Raw genomic sequence first — 24,190 nt, forward strand, 5'->3', positions numbered from 1 at the left:
CTTAAGGTCAAGGTCTTCCGGCAATCATCATGATGAATAGAGATGACGAACAGCCGCAACATTGATGAAATAGGGAAAAGAACTTATGATATCCGTAAAAGCTTATGTGATATCAGACTCTAACAGCTGCCGGAGGATACCAATGAATAAATACGAAATCATTGCAAATGAAATGAGAAAAAGAATTAAAAATAACGTATATCCGATCGATCAGCCCATTCCTGATGAAGTATCTCTTGCAAAAGAATTTAACTCAAGCCGTATGACGATGAAGAGAGCCTTGGATAATTTAGTTGCCGAGGGTCTGCTGTTCAGAAAACGCGGCCATGGCACGTTTATTATTCAATCTGCAATACAGGATGACCATGTCCATGTAGTCAGCAATGAGATTCTCGGATTGACCAACTTGCTGAAAGATAAAAAAATCAAAAGCAAGGTCATTCAGTTTGAAGTGCAATTTCCCACTGAGGAAGTGGCCGCCCATTTGTCTATTGATCAGAAAACACCGGTTTATTATGTCGTTCGGCTGCGGATTGTAGAAGGTGAACCCTATGTACTGGAAAAAACATATATGCCGACGCATTTAATCCCAGGCATTAATGACGATGTCCTTCATGATTCGATCTACAATCATATTACAAATGTGCTGCAGCTCAAAATCGCCGGAACGCATCGGAAAATCAGAGCCTGCAAATCTGATCATATTGACCAGCAGCATCTGGGCTGCAAACAGGATGATCCAATTCTTGAAGTGGAACATGTGGGCTTCTTAGATACCGGGATTCCATTTGAATATTCCTTTTCACGTCATCGGCATGACAAGTTTGTTGTGACTTCTGTAAACATACGGCGCTGATTGCGGAGACAACAAGGAGGCCATCTGCATGCTTGGCGGTATTGAAGCAGGCGGCACAAAGTTTGTTTGTGCTGTCGGCAGAGAAGATGGAACGATCATTGACAGGATAGAATTCCCCACAAAGATGCCGGATGAAACGATAGAGAAAGTGATTCAATATTTTCGCCAATTTTCATTACAGGCAATCGGCATCGGCTCCTTTGGTCCTGTTGATAACGATAAAACGAGTCAAACATACGGCACCATTACGGCCACGCCGAAAGCGGGCTGGAGACACTATCCCTTTTTGCAAACCGTTAAGAACGAATTGAAAATCCCAGTCGGGTTTAGTACGGATGTTAACGCTGCAGCTCTGGGTGAATTCCTTTTCGGTGAAGCGAAGGGGCTCGACAGCTGCCTGTATATAACGATTGGAACTGGCATAGGCGCGGGGGCTATTGTAGAGGGGAGGCTCCTTCAGGGGCTGTCACACCCAGAGATGGGCCATATTTATATCCGGAGGCACCCGGATGACGTATACCAAGGGAAGTGCCCTTATCATGGAGATTGCTTTGAAGGCTTAGCTTCAGGCCCCGCTATCGAAGCCCGCTGGGGAAAAAAAGCTGCTGATTTATCAGATCTAACCCAAGTCTGGGAACTGGAAGGGTACTATATTGCCCAAGCGCTGGCTCAGTATATTTTGATCCTTGCACCTAAAAAAATCATTCTTGGCGGCGGCGTCATGCAACAGAAACAAGTGTTTCCTTATATCTATCAATATGTACCGAAGATCATGAACAGCTACTTTAATTTTTCTGAATTATCAGAAAGTATTAGCGGTTATATTGTCCCTCCTCATTTAGGCAGTAACGCAGGAATCATCGGCACGCTGGTTTTAGCGCAACAGGCCTTGCAAGCAGAATCAGCATCCGGGGAGGTGCGATCATGAAGCATCCTTTATTTTTGGAGCCTGTCTTTAAAGAAAGAATATGGGGGGGAACAAAGCTTTACGATGCTTTCGGCTACACAATACCCTCAGAAAAAACAGGGGAATGCTGGGCCGTTTCTGCACATGCTCATGGTCCGTCGGTTGTAAAAAGCGGTCCGCTGGCAGGAAAGACACTTGATCAAGTATGGCAAGATCATCCGGAGTTCTTCGGGTTTCCGGATGGTAAGGTGTTTCCGCTTTTGGTAAAGCTGCTTGATGCAAATATGGATCTCTCCGTGCAAGTCCATCCTGATGATGATTATGCAAAACTGCACGAAAACGGTGATCTTGGTAAAACAGAGTGCTGGTATATCATGGATTGCAAAGATGACGCCGAACTGATTTTGGGACATCACGCAAGCACAAGGGAAGAGTTCAAACAGCGAATTGAAAGCGGTGATTGGAACGGGCTGCTGAGGAGAATCAAAATTAAGCCCGGAGATTTCTTTTATGTGCCAAGCGGTACACTCCATGCTTTATGTGAGGGAACCCTCCTCCTTGAAATCCAGCAAAACTCTGATACAACGTATCGCGTATACGATTATGACCGCTGTAATGACCAGGGCGAAAAAAGATCTCTTCATATAGAAAAAGCCATGGAAGTCATAACGATACCGCATATTGATAAAGCGCATACACCTGAAGTGAAAGAAGCTGGTAACGCGGAGATCACTGTTTATGTGCAATCAGATTATTTCTCAGTGTACAAATGGAAGATTAGCGGCCGAGCTTCTTTTCCTTCTCATCAAACCTATTTGCTGGGAAGTGTTCTGAGCGGATCAGGACGAATCATCAATAATGGTATTCAGTATAAATGCACTGCAGGCTCACACTTTATTCTGCCTGCGCATTTTGGCGAATTTTCAATAGAAGGAACATGTGAATTCATGATCTCTCACCCTTAATGAATGGAGGAGTTGGATGTGGTTAAGAAATATACGATCTCTTTGCTCATTTTATTTTTGCTTGCGTCTGCTGTTTTAGCAAAACCAATTGAAGCGCATACTGTGTCTCCTGTAAATCCTAATGCACAGCAGACAACAAAAGCAGTGATGAATTGGCTTGCTCATCTGCCGAACCGTACGGAAAACAGAGTTCTTTCTGGCGCGTTCGGAGGTTACAGTCATGACACATTTTCTATGGCTGAGGCTGATAGAATCCGAAGCGCCGCCGGGCAATCGCCTGCTATTTACGGCTGTGATTATGCCAGAGGGTGGCTTGAAACCGCTAAAATTGAAGATTCAATAGATGTAAGCTGCAACAGCGATTTAATTTCGTATTGGAAAAATGGCGGAATTCCGCAAATCAGTTTGCACCTGGCGAACCCTGCTTTTCAGTCAGGGCATTTTAAAACACCGATTACAAATGATCAGTATAAAAAAATACTAGACTCTTCAACAGTAGAAGGGAAGCGGCTAAATGCCATGCTCAGCAAAATTGCTGACGGACTTCAAGAGCTGGAGAACCAAGGTGTGCCTGTTCTATTCAGGCCGCTGCATGAAATGAACGGTGAATGGTTTTGGTGGGGACTTACATCATATAATCAAAAGGATAATGAAAGAATCTCTCTATATAAACAGCTCTACAAGAAAATCTATCATTATATGACCGACACAAGAGGACTTGATCATTTGCTTTGGGTTTACTCCCCCGACGCCAATCGAGATTTCAAAACCGATTTTTACCCTGGTGCGTCTTACGTGGATATTGTCGGACTAGATGCGTATTTCCAAGACGCCTATTCGATAAAAGGATATGATCAGCTAACGGCGCTTAATAAACCATTTGCTTTTACAGAAGTGGGCCCGCAAACAGCAAACGGCAGCTTCGATTACAGCCTGTTCATCAATGCAATAAAACAAAAATATCCTAAAACCATTTACTTTCTCGCATGGAATGATGAATGGAGCCCAGCGGTAAACAAGGGTGCTTCAGCTTTATATCATGACAGCTGGACGCTTAATAAGGGAGAAATATGGAATGGCGATTCTTTAACGCCAATCGTTGAATGAATGATTTTCACAAATTAGAAGGTGCTCAAGAAGTTTCATTGAGCACCTTCCCGCCTTGATTAGGCATTCATATCGCCTAACCCCGGACTACCCTGCCGAAGGGTCTATGACTTGTAACTATCCGCCATTTCGGCTGGAGATCTCCCTTGATAGATTTCCCCGATTCTCGTTTCATCCAACTTGAAGGTAAACTGTGCATCATGGTAATTCAACATACTCTCTGCACTGTTAATATCATAATTTGGAACAGGGGAGAGCTTCGCCAACTCAACGCCCAATGTCTCGAGCGATTTCGCAAATGCATTCTGGTGAGCATTGTCGCGTACAATCAAAAAAGCAAGTGTTTCCCGAAGCGTCTGATTTGAGCTCATTTCATAAATCCTTGTTTTTGGCAGTACGCCTGTCGACTCAAGAAGCAAGTTATCCAACAGGTCAGTAATTAAGTTTCCGTTGTTATACACCCATCTAATATTGTTTGTAAGATGAGATAAAATATATACAAAACAAAGGCGTGAAAGAAGAAAATAAAAAACACAGGAAAAGTATTGACCAAATAAAACAGGCATGGTATATTATTAAACGTCGCTGATGAACAGCGTGAAACAAAACGAAAAACAAAAAAGTTTTTCTAAGGTGTTTACAAGAATTTTAAAATGTGTATAATAAGAAAAGTCGAATTGAAAAAGATTCGAAAAACATTTTAAAAAAAACTTCTTGACTTCAACAACGAATGATAGTATGATAGTTAAGTCGCTTGATAAGCGCCCGTAGCTCAATTGGATAGAGCGTTTGACTACGGATCAAAAGGTTAGGGGTTCGACTCCTCTCGGGCGCGCCAATATAAGATATCACGCGGGTGTAGTTTAGTGGTAAAACCTCAGCCTTCCAAGCTGATGTCGTGAGTTCGATTCTCATCACCCGCTCCATTATTGAATGATCTTTGAAAACTAAACAAGACAAAATGTACCTGTTAATTCATTTTTTCATAAATCGCACAGCGATGTGCGTAGTCAGTCAAACTACTTTATCGGAGAGTTTGATCCTGGCTCAGGACGAACGCTGGCGGCGTGCCTAATACATGCAAGTCGAGCGGACAGATGGGAGCTTGCTCCCTGATGTTAGCGGCGGACGGGTGAGTAACACGTGGGTAACCTGCCTGTAAGACTGGGATAACTCCGGGAAACCGGGGCTAATACCGGATGCTTGTTTGAACCGCATGGTTCAAACATAAAAGGTGGCTTCGGCTACCACTTACAGATGGACCCGCGGCGCATTAGCTAGTTGGTGAGGTAATGGCTCACCAAGGCAACGATGCGTAGCCGACCTGAGAGGGTGATCGGCCACACTGGGACTGAGACACGGCCCAGACTCCTACGGGAGGCAGCAGTAGGGAATCTTCCGCAATGGACGAAAGTCTGACGGAGCAACGCCGCGTGAGTGATGAAGGTTTTCGGATCGTAAAGCTCTGTTGTTAGGGAAGAACAAGTACCGTTCGAATAGGGCGGTACCTTGACGGTACCTAACCAGAAAGCCACGGCTAACTACGTGCCAGCAGCCGCGGTAATACGTAGGTGGCAAGCGTTGTCCGGAATTATTGGGCGTAAAGGGCTCGCAGGCGGTTTCTTAAGTCTGATGTGAAAGCCCCCGGCTCAACCGGGGAGGGTCATTGGAAACTGGGGAACTTGAGTGCAGAAGAGGAGAGTGGAATTCCACGTGTAGCGGTGAAATGCGTAGAGATGTGGAGGAACACCAGTGGCGAAGGCGACTCTCTGGTCTGTAACTGACGCTGAGGAGCGAAAGCGTGGGGAGCGAACAGGATTAGATACCCTGGTAGTCCACGCCGTAAACGATGAGTGCTAAGTGTTAGGGGGTTTCCGCCCCTTAGTGCTGCAGCTAACGCATTAAGCACTCCGCCTGGGGAGTACGGTCGCAAGACTGAAACTCAAAGGAATTGACGGGGGCCCGCACAAGCGGTGGAGCATGTGGTTTAATTCGAAGCAACGCGAAGAACCTTACCAGGTCTTGACATCCTCTGACAATCCTAGAGATAGGACGTCCCCTTCGGGGGCAGAGTGACAGGTGGTGCATGGTTGTCGTCAGCTCGTGTCGTGAGATGTTGGGTTAAGTCCCGCAACGAGCGCAACCCTTGATCTTAGTTGCCAGCATTCAGTTGGGCACTCTAAGGTGACTGCCGGTGACAAACCGGAGGAAGGTGGGGATGACGTCAAATCATCATGCCCCTTATGACCTGGGCTACACACGTGCTACAATGGACAGAACAAAGGGCAGCGAAACCGCGAGGTTAAGCCAATCCCACAAATCTGTTCTCAGTTCGGATCGCAGTCTGCAACTCGACTGCGTGAAGCTGGAATCGCTAGTAATCGCGGATCAGCATGCCGCGGTGAATACGTTCCCGGGCCTTGTACACACCGCCCGTCACACCACGAGAGTTTGTAACACCCGAAGTCGGTGAGGTAACCTTTTAGGAGCCAGCCGCCGAAGGTGGGACAGATGATTGGGGTGAAGTCGTAACAAGGTAGCCGTATCGGAAGGTGCGGCTGGATCACCTCCTTTCTAAGGATATTATACGGAATATAAGACCTTGGGTCTTATAAACAGAACGTTCCCTGTCTTGTTTAGTTTTGAAGGATCATTCCTTCGAAACGTGTTCTTTGAAAACTAGATAACAGTAGACATCACATTCAATTAGTAATACAAGATATCACATAGTGATTCTTTTTAACGGTTAAGTTAGAAAGGGCGCACGGTGGATGCCTTGGCACTAGGAGCCGATGAAGGACGGGACGAACACCGATATGCTTCGGGGAGCTGTAAGCAAGCTTTGATCCGGAGATTTCCGAATGGGGAAACCCACCACTCGTAATGGAGTGGTATCCATATCTGAATTCATAGGATATGAGAAGGCAGACCCGGGGAACTGAAACATCTAAGTACCCGGAGGAAGAGAAAGCAAATGCGATTCCCTGAGTAGCGGCGAGCGAAACGGGATTAGCCCAAACCAAGAGGCTTGCCTCTTGGGGTTGTAGGACACTCTGTACGGAGTTACAAAGGAACGAGGTAGATGAAGAGGTCTGGAAAGGCCCGCCATAGGAGGTAACAGCCCTGTAGTCAAAACTTCGTTCTCTCCTGAGTGGATCCTGAGTACGGCGGAACACGTGAAATTCCGTCGGAATCCGGGAGGACCATCTCCCAAGGCTAAATACTCCCTAGTGACCGATAGTGAACCAGTACCGTGAGGGAAAGGTGAAAAGCACCCCGGAAGGGGAGTGAAAGAGATCCTGAAACCGTGTGCCTACAAGTAGTCAGAGCCCGTTAACGGGTGATGGCGTGCCTTTTGTAGAATGAACCGGCGAGTTACGATCCCGTGCAAGGTTAAGCAGAAGATGCGGAGCCGCAGCGAAAGCGAGTCTGAATAGGGCGCATGAGTACGTGGTCGTAGACCCGAAACCAGGTGATCTACCCATGTCCAGGGTGAAGTTCAGGTAACACTGAATGGAGGCCCGAACCCACGCACGTTGAAAAGTGCGGGGATGAGGTGTGGGTAGGGGTGAAATGCCAATCGAACCTGGAGATAGCTGGTTCTCTCCGAAATAGCTTTAGGGCTAGCCTCAAGGTAAGAGTCTTGGAGGTAGAGCACTGATTGGACTAGGGGCCCCTACCGGGTTACCGAATTCAGTCAAACTCCGAATGCCAATGACTTATCCTTGGGAGTCAGACTGCGAGTGATAAGATCCGTAGTCGAAAGGGAAACAGCCCAGACCGCCAGCTAAGGTCCCAAAGTATACGTTAAGTGGAAAAGGATGTGGAGTTGCTTAGACAACCAGGATGTTGGCTTAGAAGCAGCCACCATTTAAAGAGTGCGTAATAGCTCACTGGTCGAGTGACTCTGCGCCGAAAATGTACCGGGGCTAAACGTATCACCGAAGCTGCGGACTGTTCTTCGAACAGTGGTAGGAGAGCGTTCTAAGGGCTGTGAAGCCAGACCGGAAGGACTGGTGGAGCGCTTAGAAGTGAGAATGCCGGTATGAGTAGCGAAAGAGGGGTGAGAATCCCCTCCACCGAATGCCTAAGGTTTCCTGAGGAAGGCTCGTCCGCTCAGGGTTAGTCGGGACCTAAGCCGAGGCCGAAAGGCGTAGGCGATGGACAACAGGTTGATATTCCTGTACCACCTCCTCACCATTTGAGCAATGGGGGGACGCAGGAGGATAGGGTAAGCGCGGTATTGGATATCCGCGTCCAAGCAGTTAGGCTGGGAAATAGGCAAATCCGTTTCCCATAAGGCTGAGCTGTGATGGCGAGCGAAATATAGTAGCGAAGTTCCTGATTCCACACTGCCAAGAAAAGCCTCTAGCGAGGTGAGAGGTGCCCGTACCGCAAACCGACACAGGTAGGCGAGGAGAGAATCCTAAGGTGATCGAGAGAACTCTCGTTAAGGAACTCGGCAAAATGACCCCGTAACTTCGGGAGAAGGGGTGCTCTGTTAGGGTGCAAGCCCGAGAGAGCCGCAGTGAATAGGCCCAGGCGACTGTTTAGCAAAAACACAGGTCTCTGCGAAGCCGTAAGGCGAAGTATAGGGGCTGACGCCTGCCCGGTGCTGGAAGGTTAAGAGGAGCGCTTAGCGTAAGCGAAGGTGCGAATTGAAGCCCCAGTAAACGGCGGCCGTAACTATAACGGTCCTAAGGTAGCGAAATTCCTTGTCGGGTAAGTTCCGACCCGCACGAAAGGCGCAACGATCTGGGCACTGTCTCAACGAGAGACTCGGTGAAATTATAGTACCTGTGAAGATGCAGGTTACCCGCGACAGGACGGAAAGACCCCGTGGAGCTTTACTGCAGCCTGATATTGAATGTTGGTACAGCTTGTACAGGATAGGTAGGAGCCTTGGAAACCGGAGCGCCAGCTTCGGTGGAGGCATCGGTGGGATACTACCCTGGCTGTATTGACCTTCTAACCCGCCGCCCTTATCGGGCGGGGAGACAGTGTCAGGTGGGCAGTTTGACTGGGGCGGTCGCCTCCTAAAAGGTAACGGAGGCGCCCAAAGGTTCCCTCAGAATGGTTGGAAATCATTCGCAGAGTGTAAAGGCACAAGGGAGCTTGACTGCGAGACCTACAAGTCGAGCAGGGACGAAAGTCGGGCTTAGTGATCCGGTGGTTCCGCATGGAAGGGCCATCGCTCAACGGATAAAAGCTACCCCGGGGATAACAGGCTTATCTCCCCCAAGAGTCCACATCGACGGGGAGGTTTGGCACCTCGATGTCGGCTCATCGCATCCTGGGGCTGTAGTCGGTCCCAAGGGTTGGGCTGTTCGCCCATTAAAGCGGTACGCGAGCTGGGTTCAGAACGTCGTGAGACAGTTCGGTCCCTATCCGTCGCGGGCGCAGGAAATTTGAGAGGAGCTGTCCTTAGTACGAGAGGACCGGGATGGACGCACCGCTGGTGTACCAGTTGTTCTGCCAAGGGCATCGCTGGGTAGCTATGTGCGGACGGGATAAGTGCTGAAAGCATCTAAGCATGAAGCCCCCCTCAAGATGAGATTTCCCATTCCGCAAGGAAGTAAGATCCCTGAAAGATGATCAGGTTGATAGGTCTGAGGTGGAAGTGTGGCGACACATGGAGCTGACAGATACTAATCGATCGAGGACTTAACCACATTTTGAATGATGTCACACCTGTTATCTAGTTTTGAGAGAACACTCTCAATTTGTTTGGTGGCGATAGCGAAGAGGTCACACCCGTTCCCATACCGAACACGGAAGTTAAGCTCTTCAGCGCCGATGGTAGTCGGGGGTTTCCCCCTGTGAGAGTAGGACGCCGCCAAGCTGTTATCTTAAATTATATCATCGCGGGGTGGAGCAGTTCGGTAGCTCGTCGGGCTCATAACCCGAAGGTCGCAGGTTCAAATCCTGCCCCCGCAACCAAATTATTTTGAATGAAAAAAGGAGTGCCCAAAGGGTGCAACCGAAATAATACACTATATAAATATGGTCCGGTAGTTCAGTTGGTTAGAATGCCTGCCTGTCACGCAGGAGGTCGCGGGTTCGAGTCCCGTCCGGACCGCCATTAATGTAAACGAAACGATCATGTTTTCGTTTTTTTTGTGTTTTCTTTTACTGTATCTTCTGCTTGGTGTCTTAGCCAAGCTTTCTTTATATCGGCAACTTCTTGGATATTCTAGCAAAATTCGATAAACTAGGGAGAGCACATATAGGCTTAACTAGGGTTGAAAGGAGGTTTTGCTTCATGGATGAATTTGATTTGATACATAGCATTACTCCACGGACCATTCACCATTCTTCCGTTGATGTAGGAATTGGTGATGATGCAGCGCTCTACACTGCGAAACACGGCGTTCAGGAAATTGTTTGTGTTGATACTATGGTAGAAGACGTGCACTTCAAATTACACTATTCCTCACCTGAAGATATCGGGTATAAGGCGTTAGCCGTTAATATAAGTGATATTGCCGCGATGGGCGGCATTCCTAAATATTATTTGGTATCAATTGCGGTACCTTCAAAATGGACTAAAGCTGAAATCAAGGCGATGTATGAAGGAATGAATGAACTGGCGAAACTATATCATATGGATCTGATTGGCGGTGATACAGTCTCTATCTCTGACAAATTAGTCGTAACTGTCACTGTGATCGGTGAAGTAGAAAAGGGAAGGGCCTGTTTACGCAGCTTGGCTAGACCGAATGATATAGTGTTTGTAACGGGTGAAATCGGTTCTTCTGCAGCAGGACTTTCTTTATTGCTGGAAGAGACTAATCTTCAAAACTCATCTGTGGAAACGGATTACTTTATCCACAGGCATAAACGGCCTCAGCCAAGAGTAAGTGTCGGCAGATTGTGCTCAAGTATGAATCGGGCGGCTTTAAATGATATTAGTGACGGATTGGCTAGTGAACTGAACGAGATTGCAGAAGCCAGCTATGTTTCAATTGAAATTGATGAAAGCATGCTTCCAATTCATCCTGATTTGCCTAAGCTTCATCGTAATTGGAAAGAATGGGCTTTGTTTGGCGGTGAGGATTTTGAGCTGACAGGGACGGTTTCAAATGACGAGTGGGAATTGCTGAAGCAGGAGTGCGAAACACGTCAACTGCCCATTACAAAGATTGGCCAAGTCAGGGAAAAAACAGAATCCAATGTGATCCTAAAAGCAGATAAAACATCAATGATTTTAGAGAAAAAAGGATATAATCATTTTAAATAAGACAGGTGACTCGTGTGAAGCAATTAAAGTGGAGAACCGTAAATCCTGAAGAAACAAAAGCAATTGCCAAGCTGGCTGCATCGTTTGCTAAACCGGGAGACGTCCTGACATTAGAGGGCGATTTAGGTGCAGGTAAAACGACTTTTACGAAAGGTTTTGCGGAAGGGCTGGGAATTACACGTGTTGTAAACAGTCCGACTTTTACAATTATAAAAGAATATAACGATGGCTCGCTTCCTCTTTATCATATGGATGTATATAGAATGGAGGATGAAAGTGAAGATTTGGGACTCGATGAATATTTTCACGGACAAGGTGTCTGTCTCGTTGAATGGGCTCATTTAATTGAAGAACAGCTGCCGCAGGAGCGTCTGCAAATTGTCATCAAAAGAGCTGGTGATAGTGAGCGGGAAATCACCTTTACTGCTGTCGGGAATCGGTACGAAATGCTTTGTGAGGAGATAAGTAGACATGACAATATTAGCAATTGATACATCAAATTATACATTGGGCATTGCGCTGCTTCGAGGAGACACCGTTATAGCAGAATACATTACATACTTGAAAAAGAACCATTCTGTAAGAGCGATGCCTGCTGTTCATTCATTGCTGAGTGATTGTGATATGGCACCGCAGGACCTTTCTAAAATTGTCGTTGCAAAAGGCCCTGGTTCATACACAGGAGTAAGAATAGGTGTGACGCTGGCCAAAACACTTGCTTGGTCTTTAGACATTCCAATTACTGCTGTATCAAGTCTTGAGACGCTTGCGGCAAATGGCCGGCATTTTGACGGTCTGATCTGCCCAATCTTTGATGCTAGACGGGGACAGGTGTACACAGGTCTGTATGAGTACAAAAATGGGCTTTTAGAGCAAGTTGCTCCAGATCAAAATGTGATGCTGGCAGATTGGCTGGAGATGCTAAAAGAAATGGACAGCCCAGTGCTGTTTTTAGGTCATGATACTTCTATTCACAAGCAGATGATCGAGGAAGTGCTTGGAACAAAAGGGTTCATTGGTACTGCTGCCCAGCATAACCCGCGTCCTTCAGAATTGGCATTTCTCGGGAAGGAAAAGGAAGCAGCTGATGTTCATAGGCTTGTCCCTGATTACTTGCGGTTGGCAGAAGCTGAAGCGAAATGGATTGAAAGTCAAAAGTAGGGTGATAGGATGAAAACAAAAGCAGCGGTCAGAAATATGCGGCTTGAGGATATAGATCACGTATACGAAATCGAAGCATCCTCCTTTACGTCTCCTTGGACGAAGGATTCGTTTTATCATGAGCTGCTGGAAAACCCGTATGCTCATTATCTCGTGATTGAAAAGGACGGCCATCTAGCTGGGTATTGCGGGATTTGGATTGTGATGGACGATGCCCAAATTACAAATATAGCGATAAAACCAGAGTATCGCGGCCAGTCTTTAGGAGAAACGCTTTTTCGCTCAGCTGTTGAACTGTGCAAAGAAAAAGACGCAAGGCGGCTTTCGCTTGAAGTGAGGGTTTCGAATCATCCTGCTCAAGGCTTATATAAGAAATTCGGGATGCAGCCCGGCGGAATAAGAAAGAACTATTATACTGATAACGGGGAAGATGCGTTAATTATGTGGGTGACGATAAATGAGTGAGCAAAAAGACATGTACGTATTAGGAATTGAAACAAGCTGTGACGAGACTGCGGCAGCTATTGTGAAAAATGGAAAAGAGATCATTTCAAACGTAGTAGCCTCTCAAATTGAAAGCCATAAGCGTTTTGGAGGCGTCGTTCCGGAAATAGCTTCAAGACATCATGTTGAACAAATCACTTTGGTTATAGAAGAGGCATTTCGCAAAGCTGGCATGACGTATAGGGATATTGATGCGATTGCAGTCACGGAAGGTCCGGGACTGGTGGGAGCGCTTCTTATCGGAGTGAACGCTGCTAAAGCATTGAGCTTTGCACATAACATTCCGTTAGTAGGCGTTCATCATATAGCCGGTCATATATACGCGAACCGTCTTGTAGAAGACATCGTGTTCCCGGCACTGGCATTGGTCGTTTCTGGAGGCCATACAGAACTGGTTTATATGAAGGAACATGGATCATTTGAAGTCATTGGGGAGACCCTTGATGATGCGGCAGGAGAAGCTTACGATAAAGTGGCGCGGACGATGGGTCTGCCATATCCAGGTGGACCGCAAATTGACAAGCTAGCTGAAAAAGGGAATGACAATATTCCGCTACCTCGCGCATGGCTTGAAGAAGGCTCTTATAACTTCAGCTTTAGCGGATTGAAGTCTGCAGTGATCAATACGCTTCATAATGCGTCTCAAAAAGGGCAAGAGATTGCTCCAGAAGATTTGTCTGCCAGCTTCCAAAATAGTGTGATCGATGTCTTGGTGACCAAAACGGCACGCGCAGCAAAGGAATATGGTGTCAAACAGGTTCTTTTAGCTGGTGGAGTAGCTGCAAATAGAGGTCTCAGAGCTGCATTAGAAAAGGAATTTGCCCAGCACGAAGGGGTTTCGCTTGTCATTCCTCCGTTAGCGTTATGCACAGATAATGCGGCGATGATTGCTGCCGCTGGCACAATTGCTTTTGAAAAGGGTATTCGCGGTGCATACGATATGAATGGGCAGCCTGGCCTTGAATTGACTTCTTATCAAAGTCTCACGAGATAATAGCGTGAGACTTTTTATTTGTATTAACAGACAATTCACAATTTATCCACATATCTGTGAGCAATTATAGAGATATAGATGGATAAAGGGCTGAAGTTACTGTTAATCAAGTGGATAAATTCAGAATATTTTGTGGATAATGTGTATAAAGCGCTTACTTCACCTGTTTATAAGGTTATTTTCTGTGGATAAAAAGCACCCCTGAAAAGAGGTGCTTGACTTTTTTAATCTTCTTCTGTGGATAGTTCTTCCCATTCGGACAAAAGGGATTCCAGCTCCTGATTGAGTTTCTCATTGTCTGCATGGATAGCTTGGACTTTTTCATGATCCTGATAGACTTCAGGATCACATAGCAATTCATCATTGCGGCTGATGTTTTCTTCAATGCTCTGAACAGTGGCTTCAATTTCTTCAATTCGACGAAGTCGTTGGCGCTCTTTCTTTTTCCATTCTTTTTCTTCCTCGTAGGAACGTTTGGAGTCAGACTTCACTGCAGCTGGCGTTGTTTCAGTTTCCTCTTGCTGATTCATTTTCTCCAATTCAAGCTGCTCTGTTTTCTTCTCTGTATAATAATCGTAATCTCCCAGATACTCCTCTATATGGCTTGAAGAAAGCTCCAGCACTCTTGTGGCGATTCTGTTAATAAAATATCTGTCATGTGAGACAAATAACAGTGTGCCTGGATAATCAATCAGCGCGTTTTCGAGAACTTCTTTGCTGTCTAAGTCCAGATGGTTTGTCGGTTCATCAAGGATGAGAAAGTTGGCTTTTTGAAGCATCAGCTTAGCTAGAGCCAATCTTGCTTTTTCGCCCCCGCTCAGTGAATGGACGGGTTTCAGCACGTCATCTCCGGAGAATAAGAAATTTCCGAGACACGTTCTGATTTCTTTTTCTGGGAGCCCGGGGTACTCGTCCCACAGCTCATCAAGGACACGTTTAGAGGAAGTCAGTTCAGCCTGTTCCTGATCATAATAGCCGACACTGACATTTGAGCCATATGAAATCGTTCCTTGATCTGGTTTTAGGGTGTCTATTAATGTTTTCAGCAATGTTGATTTACCAATTCCGTTAGGGCCGACAAGCGCGGCGCTTTCTCCTCTTGTCAGCATGAATGATACTTCTGTTAAAAGCGGCGGCTGGTTTTCATAGCTGATTGTGAGATCCTGAACACGGAGGACTTCATTTCCGCTCTGTTTTGTAATATCAAAATGAAAGTTTGCGGATTTTTCATCGCCAAGCGGTTTTGACATGACTTCCATTCGATCAAGCTGCTTTCTGCGGCTTTGCGCCCTTTTGGTGGTAGAGGCTCTCGCCAGATTTCGGTCTACGAAGTCTTGCAGCTTTGCGATTTCGTCCTGCTGCTTTTCATACAGTTTAAGATCCTTTTCATACTGCGCGGCTTTTTTGTCGAGATAAGCGCTGTAGTTACCGTGATACTTTTTGCTTTCGGCTCTTGATACCTCGTATACCTGGTTTACCACTTTGTCCAAAAAGTAGCGGTCATGCGAAACGATGAGAATGGCGCCTGAATAGCCTTGTAAATAATGCTCAAGCCAGGTAAGCGTATCAATATCCAGATGGTTTGTCGGCTCATCGAGAATGAGTAAATCAGGCTGTGTTAACAGAAGCTTACCTAAAGCCAGTCTTGTTTTTTGGCCTCCGCTGAGGCTTTGAACCTGTGTAGAATCGTCAAAATGGCTGAAGCCGAGGCCATGCAGCACAGATCTGACATCCGCTTCATATTGATAGCCGCCTTTATCTTTGAATTCCTGCTGAAGGCGGTCGTAGGTTTTCATGATGCTTTCTAATTCACCCGGGTCAGCTGCCGCCATTTTTTCTTCTATAGCCCGCATTTCCTTTTCCATTGCTTTTAAGTGGTCAAAAACAGTCAGCAGCTCTTCTTTTATGGTAAGCTTAGAATCCAAGCCAGTATGCTGGGCGAGATATCCCATTGTAGTATCTTTCGGTTTAATAATTTCGCCCTTTTCATACGAAAGCTGGCCTGCGATAATTTTAAGGAGCGTAGATTTTCCGGCGCCATTTCTTCCTACAATGGCGATGCGATCACGATTTCTGACTTCCAGCTTTATATTGTTTAAAATAGTATCAGCACCAAACGATTTGGACAGCTGATTAACTTGTAAGATCATCATATTATTTCACCTCTGTTATAATAAGTTAAGTGTAGCTTATGAACCAGAAGTCAGCAAACAATACATTGGCCATATAAGACATAGAGAAGAAAATAGTGTATGATCTGTTTAAGGAGCGTTTTAATATGAATGGATTTTCTCATTTTAATGAACAGGGCAGAGCCCAGATGGTGGATATCAGCGAAAAATCTTCGACTGTCCGTACTGCGGCGGCTGTTTCAAGCGTACACATGAAGAATGAGGTGTACGAGAAAATACAGAGTCACGATATCGGCAAAGGAGATGTACTGGCTGTCGCACAGGTGGCAGGCATTATGGCCGCAAAGCAAACGTCGAATATCATTCCAATGTGCCATCCGCTTTCATTGAGCGGGGTAGATATATCGTTTGACTGGAAAATAAAAGAAGCAGAAGTTATACTTCATATAAAAGCACAGGTCAAAACGAAAGGGAGTACAGGTGTGGAAATGGAAGCGCTCACTTCTGCATCGGTGTGCGCTCTTACCGTTTACGATATGTGCAAGGCCCTTGATAAGGGAATGGTCATCGGCCCTACTTTCTTGCTTGAGAAGACAGGCGGGAAAAACGGTGACTTTAAAAGAGAACTATCCGAGTATAATTTGGAGGACCAAAAATGAATAAGGATCAATCAAAAATTCCGCAGGCGACGGCGAAACGGCTGCCGCTTTACTATCGCTTTTTAAAGAATCTGCATGCGTCAGGAAAACAGCGTGTATCATCCGCTGAACTCAGTGATGCCGTAAAGGTTGATTCTGCCACGATTCGGAGGGATTTTTCCTATTTTGGAGCTCTTGGCAAAAAAGGATACGGATATAATGTGGATTATTTGCTGTCTTTTTTCCGAAAAACGCTTGATCAGGATGAGATGACTGATGTCATTTTGATTGGTGTCGGGAACTTGGGAACGGCATTTCTTCACTATAATTTCACAAAAAATAATAACACAAAAATTTCTATGGCTTTTGATATAAATGAGAGTAAAATAGGAACTGAGGTAGGCGGCGTGCCCGTCTATAACCTTGATGACCTTGAACAACACGTAAAAGATGAATCAGTTGCCATTCTTACAGTGCCAGCAGTTGCCGCTCAATCCATTACAGACAGATTGGTTGCGTTAGGAATCAAGGGAATCCTTAATTTTACGCCGGCCCGTTTGAATGTGCCGGAACACATTCGAATTCATCATATAGATTTAGCAGTTGAGCTTCAGTCACTGGTTTATTTCTTGAAGCATTATTCAGTTTTAGAGGAAATCGAATAGAGGGAAAGGAGGAGCCCAAATATGCCGATCGGTCCTGGAAGCCTTGCTGTTATCGCAATCGTTGCTCTGATTATCTTCGGTCCCAAAAAGCTGCCTGAATTGGGCAAAGCAGCCGGAGACACACTTCGTGAATTCAAAAACGCTACTAAAGGATTAACAAGTGATGAAGAGGAAAAAAAGAAAGAAGATCAGTAAGTTAGGATGACACGAATGAAAGTGAATCAAATGTCGCTGCTGGAGCATATTGCTGAGCTTCGAAAACGGTTGCTGATTGTAGCGCTGGCGTTTGTCGTTTTCTTTATTGCTGGATTTTTTTTAGCGAAGCCGATTATTGTGTATCTGCAAGAAACAGATGAAGCGAAGCAGCTTACGCTTAACGCGTTTAACCTGACAGACCCGCTTTATGTGTTTATGCAGTTTGCGTTTATCATCGGCATCGTCCTGACCTCGCCGGTTATTCTTTATCAGCTTTGGGCATTTGTGAGCCCGGGCCTCTATGAGAAGGAGCGCAAAGTAACGCTCAGCTACATTCCGATCTCTATTTTGCTGTTTTTAGCGGGTTTATCTTTTTCATATTATATTTTATTTCCTTTTGTTGTTGATTTTATGAAGCGGATCTCTCAGGACTTGAATGTCAATCAGGTGATCGGAATTAATGAATATTTTCATTTTCTTCTGCAGCTGACGATTCCGTTTGGATTGCTGTTCCAAATGCCGGTCATTCTCATGTTTTTGACCAGGCTCGGAATTGTGACACCGATGTTTTTAGCGAAAATCAGAAAGTATGCGTATTTTACGCTCTTGGTGATCGCTGCCCTGATTACACCGCCTGAGTTACTGTCCCATATGATGGTGACGGTCCCGCTTTTAATTTTATATGAAATCAGTATTCTGATATCGAAGACCGCTTATCGGAAAGCGCAGAAAAGCAGTGCTGCCGATCAGGACGTGTCTTCCGGGCAATAATAAAAAATCCATTTCTCATGCGAGAAATGGATTTTCTTTATTTCTGGTTCTTTTTGATTTTAAATGAAAAGGCGAACATCTTAAAAGAAATGCTGATGTTGTAAGCGGCGAACACCATCAGCAGGATGGAGTAAAATGACCACATGCTGCCTGGCGAGCTTGCGGCAAGATAAGTAAAGATGCACCCTACGGCAAAGTAGATCATTCCCCAAACTACCGGGTTTCTCATAAAAATAATCCTCCAATAATCAATTGCATTTGTGTACTCTGCTGTTCAAGGTATTTCTGAACAGGCTCAAGCTGCATGATGACGACGAATGTATTCATCATTAAATGGGCGAAAATCGGCACCCATATCCGTTTTGTTCTCGCATATAAAAAGGCAAAGGTGAAGCCCATTGCTGTATATAGAAGAAGATGCTTCAAATCAGCGTGAACAATACCGAAAATAACCGAGCTAATCAGTCCGGCGAAGAAGAAATTCGTTTTTTCGTACAGCGTCCCGAAAATGATTTTTCTGAAGATGATTTCTTCCAATATAGGCCCGATGATTGAAGAAACGATAATCATGAGCGGGACTGCCTGAATGACATCCAGAATCGCTTGTGTATTTTCTGATTCTCTCCCGATGCCAAATACATAGTATTCAATAGAGCCTGCTATTCCTTGAGAGAAAAGGGCAATGAAAAAACCGGTTATCGCCCAAAGGATAGAAAGTCCGATTGAGTCCTTCTGTCCGTTTCGCAGCGTTTCTTTCGGAACGGTTCTCAGAATGAGCAGAACAACAACGAGACAGGCGATAAAGCTGATAACGGACCATAATCCTTGTGCATGCAGCATATTTTCATCTGTAGGCTGTCCTCCGGCATAACCGAATTTAAATAACAAGGGAATCGCGATTAATGCGGAAAACTGCATGATGATATATGTCAAAATAATAAACCAATACTGTTTTCTCAAATGGTATGTACTCCTTTGTTAAGTGGGTTTCGTTCATCTACAGCTATTGTAACATAATCGGTACGGGGGTGAAAAAAGCTAACGGAAAAGGGAGCTGAAAAGAATGATGTAAGCGTGAAAAATTTTTTATCTTATCACTTGAAATTGGAAGGGAGATTCTTTATTATAAGAATTGTGTTAGCACTCTTTAGTGCTGAGTGCTAAAATTACATATTCATACTATTGAGGAGGTTATTACATTGTTAAAGCCATTAGGTGATCGCGTTGTCATTGAACTCGTAGAATCTGAAGAAAAAACTGCCAGCGGAATTGTGTTGCCGGATTCTGCAAAAGAAAAACCGCAAGAAGGCAAAATCGTGGCAGCTGGTTCAGGTCGCGTGTTAGAAAGCGGAGAGCGCGTTGCTTTAGAAGTAAAAGAGGGCGACCGCATTATCTTCTCAAAATACGCAGGTACTGAAGTGAAATACGAAGGTACTGAATACTTAATCTTACGTGAAAGCGACATTTTAGCTGTTATTGGCTAATTCTTAAATAAAAACATTTAAAAATTCGAGGAGGTACTGTAAACATGGCAAAAGATATTAAGTTTAGTGAAGAAGCCCGCCGCGCAATGCTTCGCGGTGTCGATGCACTTGCTGATGCTGTAAAAGTAACTTTAGGACCAAAAGGACGCAACGTGGTTCTAGAGAAAAAATTCGGTTCTCCGTTAATCACAAATGACGGTGTAACAATCGCTAAAGAAATCGAACTCGAAGACGCGTTTGAAAACATGGGTGCGAAGCTTGTTGCTGAAGTAGCCAGCAAAACAAACGACGTTGCCGGTGACGGTACAACAACTGCGACAGTTCTTGCGCAAGCGATGATCCGTGAAGGCCTTAAAAACGTAACAGCAGGCGCTAACCCTGTAGGCGTGCGTAAAGGTATGGAACAAGCTGTAGCGGTTGCGATCGAAAACTTAAAAGAAATTTCTAAGCCAATCGAAGGCAAAGAGTCTATCGCTCAGGTTGCTGCGATCTCTGCTGCTGATGAGGAAGTCGGAAGCCTTATCGCTGAAGCAATGGAGCGCGTAGGAAACGACGGCGTTATCACAATCGAAGAGTCTAAAGGCTTCACAACTGAGCTTGAAGTTGTTGAAGGTATGCAGTTCGACCGCGGATATGCGTCTCCTTACATGGTAACTGACTCTGATAAGATGGAAGCGGTTCTTGACAATCCTTACATCTTAATCACAGACAAAAAAATCACAAACATTCAAGAAATCCTTCCTGTGCTTGAGCAGGTTGTTCAGCAAGGCAAACCATTGCTTCTGATCGCAGAAGACGTTGAAGGCGAAGCACTTGCAACACTTGTTGTGAACAAACTTCGCGGCACATTCAACGCAGTTGCTGTTAAAGCTCCTGGCTTCGGTGACCGCCGTAAAGCAATGCTTGAAGACATCGCTGTCCTTACTGGCGGAGAAGTCATCACAGAAGATCTTGGCCTTGACCTGAAATCTACTCAAATCGCTCAATTGGGACGCGCTTCTAAAGTTGTCGTTACTAAAGAAAACACAACAATCGTTGAAGGCGCTGGCGAAACAGACAAAATTTCTGCCCGCGTGACTCAAATCCGCGCTCAAGTGGAAGAAACAACTTCTGAATTCGACAGAGAAAAATTACAAGAGCGTCTTGCGAAACTTGCTGGCGGCGTAGCTGTCATCAAAGTCGGCGCTGCGACTGAAACTGAGCTGAAAGAGCGTAAACTTCGCATCGAAGACGCCCTGAACTCAACTCGCGCGGCTGTTGAAGAAGGCATCGTATCCGGCGGTGGTACAGCGCTTGTAAACGTATATAACAAAGTCGCTGCAGTTGAAGCTGAAGGCGATGCTCAAACAGGTATCAACATCGTGCTTCGCGCGCTTGAAGAGCCAATCCGTCAAATCGCACACAACGCTGGTCTTGAAGGATCTGTCATCGTTGAGCGCCTCAAAAACGAAGAAATCGGCGTAGGCTTCAACGCTGCAACTGGCGAATGGGTAAACATGATCGAAAAAGGTATCGTTGACCCAACAAAAGTTACACGCTCAGCTCTTCAAAACGCTGCGTCTGTAGCTGCAATGTTCTTAACAACTGAAGCCGTTGTCGCCGACAAGCCAGAAGAAAACGCTGGCGGCGCAGGAATGCCTGATATGGGCGGCATGGGCGGTATGGGCGGTATGGGCGGAATGATGTAATCAAACGGCGAAAACCTTTGATATACCAAGGGTTTGACCGTTTTTCATCACCCGTGCAGCTGAAAAAATAACAAAAAGATAACATTCATTGAGGATGCTTCCAAAAGTCTACTGGACTTTAGAAGAAGCATCCTTTTTCATTTATAAGTATTTTAATGCATAAAAAGCCTATTGATGAAGTTTGCCATATTATGATGAAACCCTTCTCAACTGAGAAGGGTTTTCTTGTCATACGCTTGCCACCTAGACATGAATACTATAAAAGAGGTGACTATAATGGATGAAATGATTCAGAAAGTACAACTATGGGTAAATGCTGCTTACTCTGGAAAGCCTGGCTTCGTTCCAGCCCCTGAAAATGGGAAAACTGGTTGGTCCACGATGTATGCTTTAACTAGGGCTTTGCAAATTGAACTTGGAATCTCTACACCTGCTGATAATTTTGGACCAGGAACTGAAGTAGCGTACAAATCATGGGGAGAAATGGAAATTGGGCGTATTCCTACTGATGACAAAGGAAAAAGAATTGTACTAATTCTTCAAGGAGCAATGTATTGTAAAGGTTACAATCCAACTGGATTTACAGGAACTTTTGGAGAAGGGACTAAAGCTGCAGTAATTAAATTGCAAACTGATGCGGGACTGCCTATTCGTGACGGGAAAGTTTATTCCTATATATTTAAAGCATTTTTAACTATGGATGCTTATGTGCTCACATCTGGTGGTAATTCTAGAATTAGAGAGATGCAAAGAGATCTTAATTCAAAATATTACAAAACATCTGGAGTCCAACCATGTGATGGTTACTACCAAAGAGGGACTAATAAAGCTTTAATTTACGGTATTCAAACAGAAGAGGGAATTGCTCCCTCTCTACAAACGGGATCAATAGGGCCTTCTACGACCAACCTTTTACCAACTCTGAGCATAGGAAGTACTAATGCAAACTTTGTTAAGCTCCTTCAATATGCATTATATGTAAATGATTTCAATCCAGGAGAATTCAATGGACAGTACAGTACACTATTAAAAAATGCAGTTGCTGAATTCCAAAAATTTGTTAAGTTGCCAGCTGATGGAGTTACAGGAAAACAAACTTGGCTTTCTTTGTTGCAGAGTAAAGGAGATCCTAATCGTAAAGGAAAAGCTTGTGATTGTATAACAGAAGTTACGTCTGCTAGAGCTAAAGCTTTAAAAAATGCAGGCTATGAAACTATTGGTCGTTATCTTGTAGATATTCCAGGAGGATTGGAGAAAAAAATAAAACCTGGCGAATTAAAAACTATTTTTAATGCTGGTTTAACTGTTTTTCCTATATATCAAACTTATGGGAATAATTCAAGACATTTCAGTGAGGCTCAAGGAAAAAGAGATGCTCAAGATGCTTTTACAGCTGCCAAAAATTATGGATTTAAAAATGGAACAACAATATATTTTGCCGTGGATTTTGACGCTTTAGGAGATGATATAACTAACAAAATTCTTCCACACTTTAAGGGCATTAATGAACAAATGAAATATCTGGGGAATCGTTATAAAGTTGGAATATATGGTGCCCGGAATGTTTGCAGTCAAGTATCGCAGAAAGGCTGGGCAACAACCAGTTTTGTAAGTGATATGTCCACGGGATTTAGTGCAAATTTAGGCTATCCATTGCCAAAAAATTGGGCATTCGATCAAATTTCAACTATTAGTGTTGGTTCAGGAGACAGTAAAATTGAAATAGACAATAATATTAAGTCGGGACTTGATAACGGGGCTTCAGGTCTTGATTTCTCAACTGATCTCAATCAAGAGCTATACAAGCAATTATATGAAATTCAACTTTTAGGCCTTCAATATACAAACAATGATATCAATGAAGCGAATAAGCTTACAACCAACTATTATCGTCGCAAAAGATATGAATCATTAATATGGACATTAACTTCTGGACAATTTGATAAAGGGTTTGAGGAATATGTTATTAGTGCTGTAGGAGAAAATAGTTTTGTCTATGCAACTGATCCCGTTTCAAAAACTGAAGTTATTGATTTTCCTCATCTTATGGCTACATTATCTGCTCTATTGTATGCGAATCTTCCGTTAGTTGGAACTACACAGCAAGATTTAGCAGGGTGGGGTGGTGATTTATTTACTGTGGCTGCAGATGTATATAAAAATAGAGATAAGTATAGTGGCGACAATGAAACAAGAACATATAAAGCTGCTTACGACTTGATCGGTACAAAAACATCGGCTGGCAACTTTGATAATTCGGATTTCCTTGGAGATATCGATGCTATTAACATCGCACAGATCTTATTAAATAATAAAACTAAGCCAATTTTAAATGCAGTTCAAGAGTATTATAATAGTCTTGTTTTCTCAAGATATAAGCTATTTTATAAAAATAAATTTAATAGTAATGAAAATAATTTGAGACTGAATGCGAGTAATATTATGATTGGAGATAATCCTGATATTACAGCGGCAAGGGTAGCCCTAAGGGGTTCAATGCAAATGGAAGTCCCTTATTATACGGAAGAAGAGGGAGAAATTATTGCAAATGCTTTTGCTGATAAAATACTAGACCTTGTAGCAAGTGAATAGATAATTTAGAGTGGAGTACCATACATTTCGAAAAATATGGTACTCTATATTTTAAGATCTTAAGAATATACAACAAATTATAAGTTCAATTTTCTTTTTGATTTAATGGAAGGAAAGAAAGGGGAAGACATGAGGAAATATTTAGGGATAGTGTCACTTATCATGCTGTTATTCACATTGTGTTTTCTACCCTATATCCATTGGGCGCTTGGAATTCTAGGGATAGTTTTGGGGGGGATTATAGCATTTAAAGCACCTAAAGGGATTGCTAAGTATCTTTCTATTTTTATC

General features: G+C 44.3%; 19 protein-coding genes, 4 tRNA genes, 3 rRNA genes and 1 pseudogene. 23 read left to right on the forward strand and 4 right to left on the reverse strand.

Annotated features, from left to right (window positions below):
- Positions 1–142 precede the first annotated feature (142 nt).
- The 4 genes from gmuR to gmuG are packed head-to-tail and all read left to right on the forward strand — an operon-like array spanning position 143 to position 3,835.
- Entirely contained in the window at positions 143–856 is a 714-nt protein-coding gene (gene gmuR / locus CDO84_RS02235) for a transcriptional regulator GmuR (protein ID WP_014662999.1), read from the forward strand.
- 28 nt (positions 857–884) lie between these two features.
- Positions 885–1,784: an ROK family protein gene (gmuE, locus tag CDO84_RS02240; protein WP_040084015.1), complete on the forward strand. Its 900-nt coding sequence runs from the start codon at positions 885–887 to the stop codon at positions 1,782–1,784.
- Positions 1,781–2,728: a mannose-6-phosphate isomerase, class I gene (manA, locus tag CDO84_RS02245; protein WP_040084013.1), complete on the forward strand. Its 948-nt coding sequence runs from the start codon at positions 1,781–1,783 to the stop codon at positions 2,726–2,728. The genes gmuE and manA overlap by 4 nt, the downstream gene beginning before the upstream one ends.
- Positions 2,729–2,746: 18 nt before the next feature.
- On the forward strand, positions 2,747–3,835 hold the full coding sequence (gmuG, locus tag CDO84_RS02250; protein ID WP_040084009.1) for a mannan endo-1,4-beta-mannosidase: 1,089 nt from the start codon (positions 2,747–2,749) through the stop codon (positions 3,833–3,835).
- A 131-nt stretch (positions 3,836–3,966) separates the two neighbouring features.
- On the opposite strand, the pseudogene CDO84_RS02255 reads toward gmuG, so the two are convergent.
- A pseudogene (locus CDO84_RS02255) lies at positions 3,967–4,308 on the reverse strand (manganese catalase family protein); the annotation flags it as partial.
- A gap of 288 nt (positions 4,309–4,596) precedes the next feature.
- Between CDO84_RS02255 and CDO84_RS02260 the strand changes: the two are divergent.
- The 12 genes from CDO84_RS02260 to tsaD all read left to right on the forward strand — a co-directional run bounded on the left by CDO84_RS02260 (position 4,597) and on the right by tsaD (position 13,734).
- A tRNA-Arg gene (locus CDO84_RS02260) sits at positions 4,597–4,673 on the forward strand.
- Positions 4,674–4,687: 14 nt separating this feature from the next.
- A tRNA-Gly gene (locus tag CDO84_RS02265) sits at positions 4,688–4,761 on the forward strand.
- A gap of 98 nt (positions 4,762–4,859) precedes the next feature.
- A 16S ribosomal RNA gene (locus CDO84_RS02270) occupies positions 4,860–6,409 on the forward strand.
- Between the two features lie 170 nt (positions 6,410–6,579).
- Positions 6,580–9,507: ribosomal RNA gene (locus CDO84_RS02275) — 23S ribosomal RNA — on the forward strand.
- Between the two features lie 54 nt (positions 9,508–9,561).
- Positions 9,562–9,677: ribosomal RNA gene (gene rrf / locus CDO84_RS02280) — 5S ribosomal RNA — on the forward strand.
- The 16S, 23S and 5S rRNA genes sit together here with 4 tRNA genes alongside, the layout of an rRNA operon.
- A 21-nt stretch (positions 9,678–9,698) precedes the next feature.
- Positions 9,699–9,775: transfer RNA gene (locus CDO84_RS02285), tRNA-Met, on the forward strand.
- Between the two features lie 65 nt (positions 9,776–9,840).
- Positions 9,841–9,917, forward strand: a tRNA-Asp gene (locus tag CDO84_RS02290).
- 180 nt (positions 9,918–10,097) lie between these two features.
- On the forward strand, positions 10,098–11,075 hold the full coding sequence (gene thiL, locus CDO84_RS02295) for a thiamine-phosphate kinase (protein WP_040083990.1): 978 nt from the start codon (positions 10,098–10,100) through the stop codon (positions 11,073–11,075).
- Between the two features lie 14 nt (positions 11,076–11,089).
- A complete protein-coding gene (gene tsaE, locus CDO84_RS02300; protein WP_014663005.1) occupies positions 11,090–11,566 on the forward strand; it encodes a tRNA (adenosine(37)-N6)-threonylcarbamoyltransferase complex ATPase subunit type 1 TsaE in 477 nt (158 codons plus the stop codon).
- Positions 11,547–12,236 carry a tRNA (adenosine(37)-N6)-threonylcarbamoyltransferase complex dimerization subunit type 1 TsaB gene (tsaB, locus tag CDO84_RS02305; RefSeq protein WP_040083989.1) on the forward strand — a complete coding sequence of 230 codons (690 nt, stop codon included), beginning with the start codon at positions 11,547–11,549 and terminating at the stop codon, positions 12,234–12,236. The genes tsaE and tsaB overlap by 20 nt, the downstream gene beginning before the upstream one ends.
- A 9-nt stretch (positions 12,237–12,245) precedes the next feature.
- Positions 12,246–12,701: a ribosomal protein S18-alanine N-acetyltransferase gene (gene rimI, locus CDO84_RS02310; RefSeq protein WP_003243019.1), complete on the forward strand. Its 456-nt coding sequence runs from the start codon at positions 12,246–12,248 to the stop codon at positions 12,699–12,701.
- Positions 12,694–13,734 (forward strand): tRNA (adenosine(37)-N6)-threonylcarbamoyltransferase complex transferase subunit TsaD, encoded by a 1,041-nt coding sequence (gene tsaD / locus CDO84_RS02315; protein WP_014663007.1) that lies wholly within the window; start codon positions 12,694–12,696, stop codon positions 13,732–13,734. Before rimI ends, tsaD begins: the two co-directional genes overlap by 8 nt.
- A 224-nt stretch (positions 13,735–13,958) precedes the next feature.
- Here the strand turns inward: tsaD and CDO84_RS02320 are convergent, their stop codons facing one another.
- Positions 13,959–15,887 carry an ABC-F family ATP-binding cassette domain-containing protein gene (locus CDO84_RS02320; protein ID WP_040083988.1) on the reverse strand — a complete coding sequence of 643 codons (1,929 nt, stop codon included), beginning with the start codon at positions 15,885–15,887 and terminating at the stop codon, positions 13,959–13,961.
- 125 nt (positions 15,888–16,012) lie between these two features.
- On the opposite strand from CDO84_RS02320, the gene moaC reads away from it, so the two are divergent.
- Genes moaC through tatC form a run of 4 tightly spaced genes read left to right on the forward strand, consistent with a single transcriptional unit; the run spans position 16,013 to position 18,135 of the window.
- Positions 16,013–16,525: a cyclic pyranopterin monophosphate synthase MoaC gene (gene moaC / locus CDO84_RS02325; protein ID WP_003243499.1), complete on the forward strand. Its 513-nt coding sequence runs from the start codon at positions 16,013–16,015 to the stop codon at positions 16,523–16,525.
- On the forward strand, positions 16,522–17,169 hold the full coding sequence (locus CDO84_RS02330; protein ID WP_003234073.1) for a redox-sensing transcriptional repressor Rex: 648 nt from the start codon (positions 16,522–16,524) through the stop codon (positions 17,167–17,169). The genes moaC and CDO84_RS02330 overlap by 4 nt, the downstream gene beginning before the upstream one ends.
- Before the next feature lie 21 nt (positions 17,170–17,190).
- Positions 17,191–17,364 (forward strand): sec-independent protein translocase protein TatAY, encoded by a 174-nt coding sequence (tatAY, locus tag CDO84_RS02335; protein WP_003234072.1) that lies wholly within the window; start codon positions 17,191–17,193, stop codon positions 17,362–17,364.
- A gap of 6 nt (positions 17,365–17,370) precedes the next feature.
- Positions 17,371–18,135: a twin-arginine translocase subunit TatC gene (gene tatC, locus CDO84_RS02340; protein WP_080478173.1), complete on the forward strand. Its 765-nt coding sequence runs from the start codon at positions 17,371–17,373 to the stop codon at positions 18,133–18,135.
- 37 nt (positions 18,136–18,172) lie between these two features.
- Here the strand turns inward: tatC and CDO84_RS02345 are convergent, their stop codons facing one another.
- Positions 18,173–18,364, reverse strand: a complete 192-nt coding sequence (locus CDO84_RS02345) for a YdiK family protein (RefSeq protein WP_003225680.1) — start codon at positions 18,362–18,364, stop codon at positions 18,173–18,175.
- Positions 18,361–19,095, reverse strand: coding sequence for a CPBP family intramembrane glutamic endopeptidase (locus CDO84_RS02350; protein ID WP_040083987.1), 735 nt, complete (start codon positions 19,093–19,095; stop codon positions 18,361–18,363). Before CDO84_RS02350 ends, CDO84_RS02345 begins: the two co-directional genes overlap by 4 nt.
- A gap of 239 nt (positions 19,096–19,334) precedes the next feature.
- Between CDO84_RS02350 and groES the strand changes: the two genes are divergently transcribed.
- The 3 genes from groES (at position 19,335) to CDO84_RS02365 (ending at position 23,899) form a co-directional block, all read left to right on the forward strand.
- A complete protein-coding gene (gene groES, locus CDO84_RS02355) occupies positions 19,335–19,619 on the forward strand; it encodes a co-chaperone GroES (RefSeq protein WP_003155970.1) in 285 nt (94 codons plus the stop codon).
- Between the two features lie 44 nt (positions 19,620–19,663).
- Entirely contained in the window at positions 19,664–21,307 is a 1,644-nt protein-coding gene (groL, locus tag CDO84_RS02360) for a chaperonin GroEL (protein WP_040083986.1), read from the forward strand.
- Between the two features lie 276 nt (positions 21,308–21,583).
- Positions 21,584–23,899 (forward strand): glycoside hydrolase domain-containing protein, encoded by a 2,316-nt coding sequence (locus CDO84_RS02365; protein ID WP_040083985.1) that lies wholly within the window; start codon positions 21,584–21,586, stop codon positions 23,897–23,899.
- The last annotated feature ends 291 nt before the right edge of the window (positions 23,900–24,190 follow it).

It is taken from the genome of Bacillus sp. MD-5 (assembly GCF_002201875.1).
Classification (GTDB): Bacteria; Bacillota; Bacilli; order Bacillales; family Bacillaceae; genus Bacillus; species Bacillus stercoris.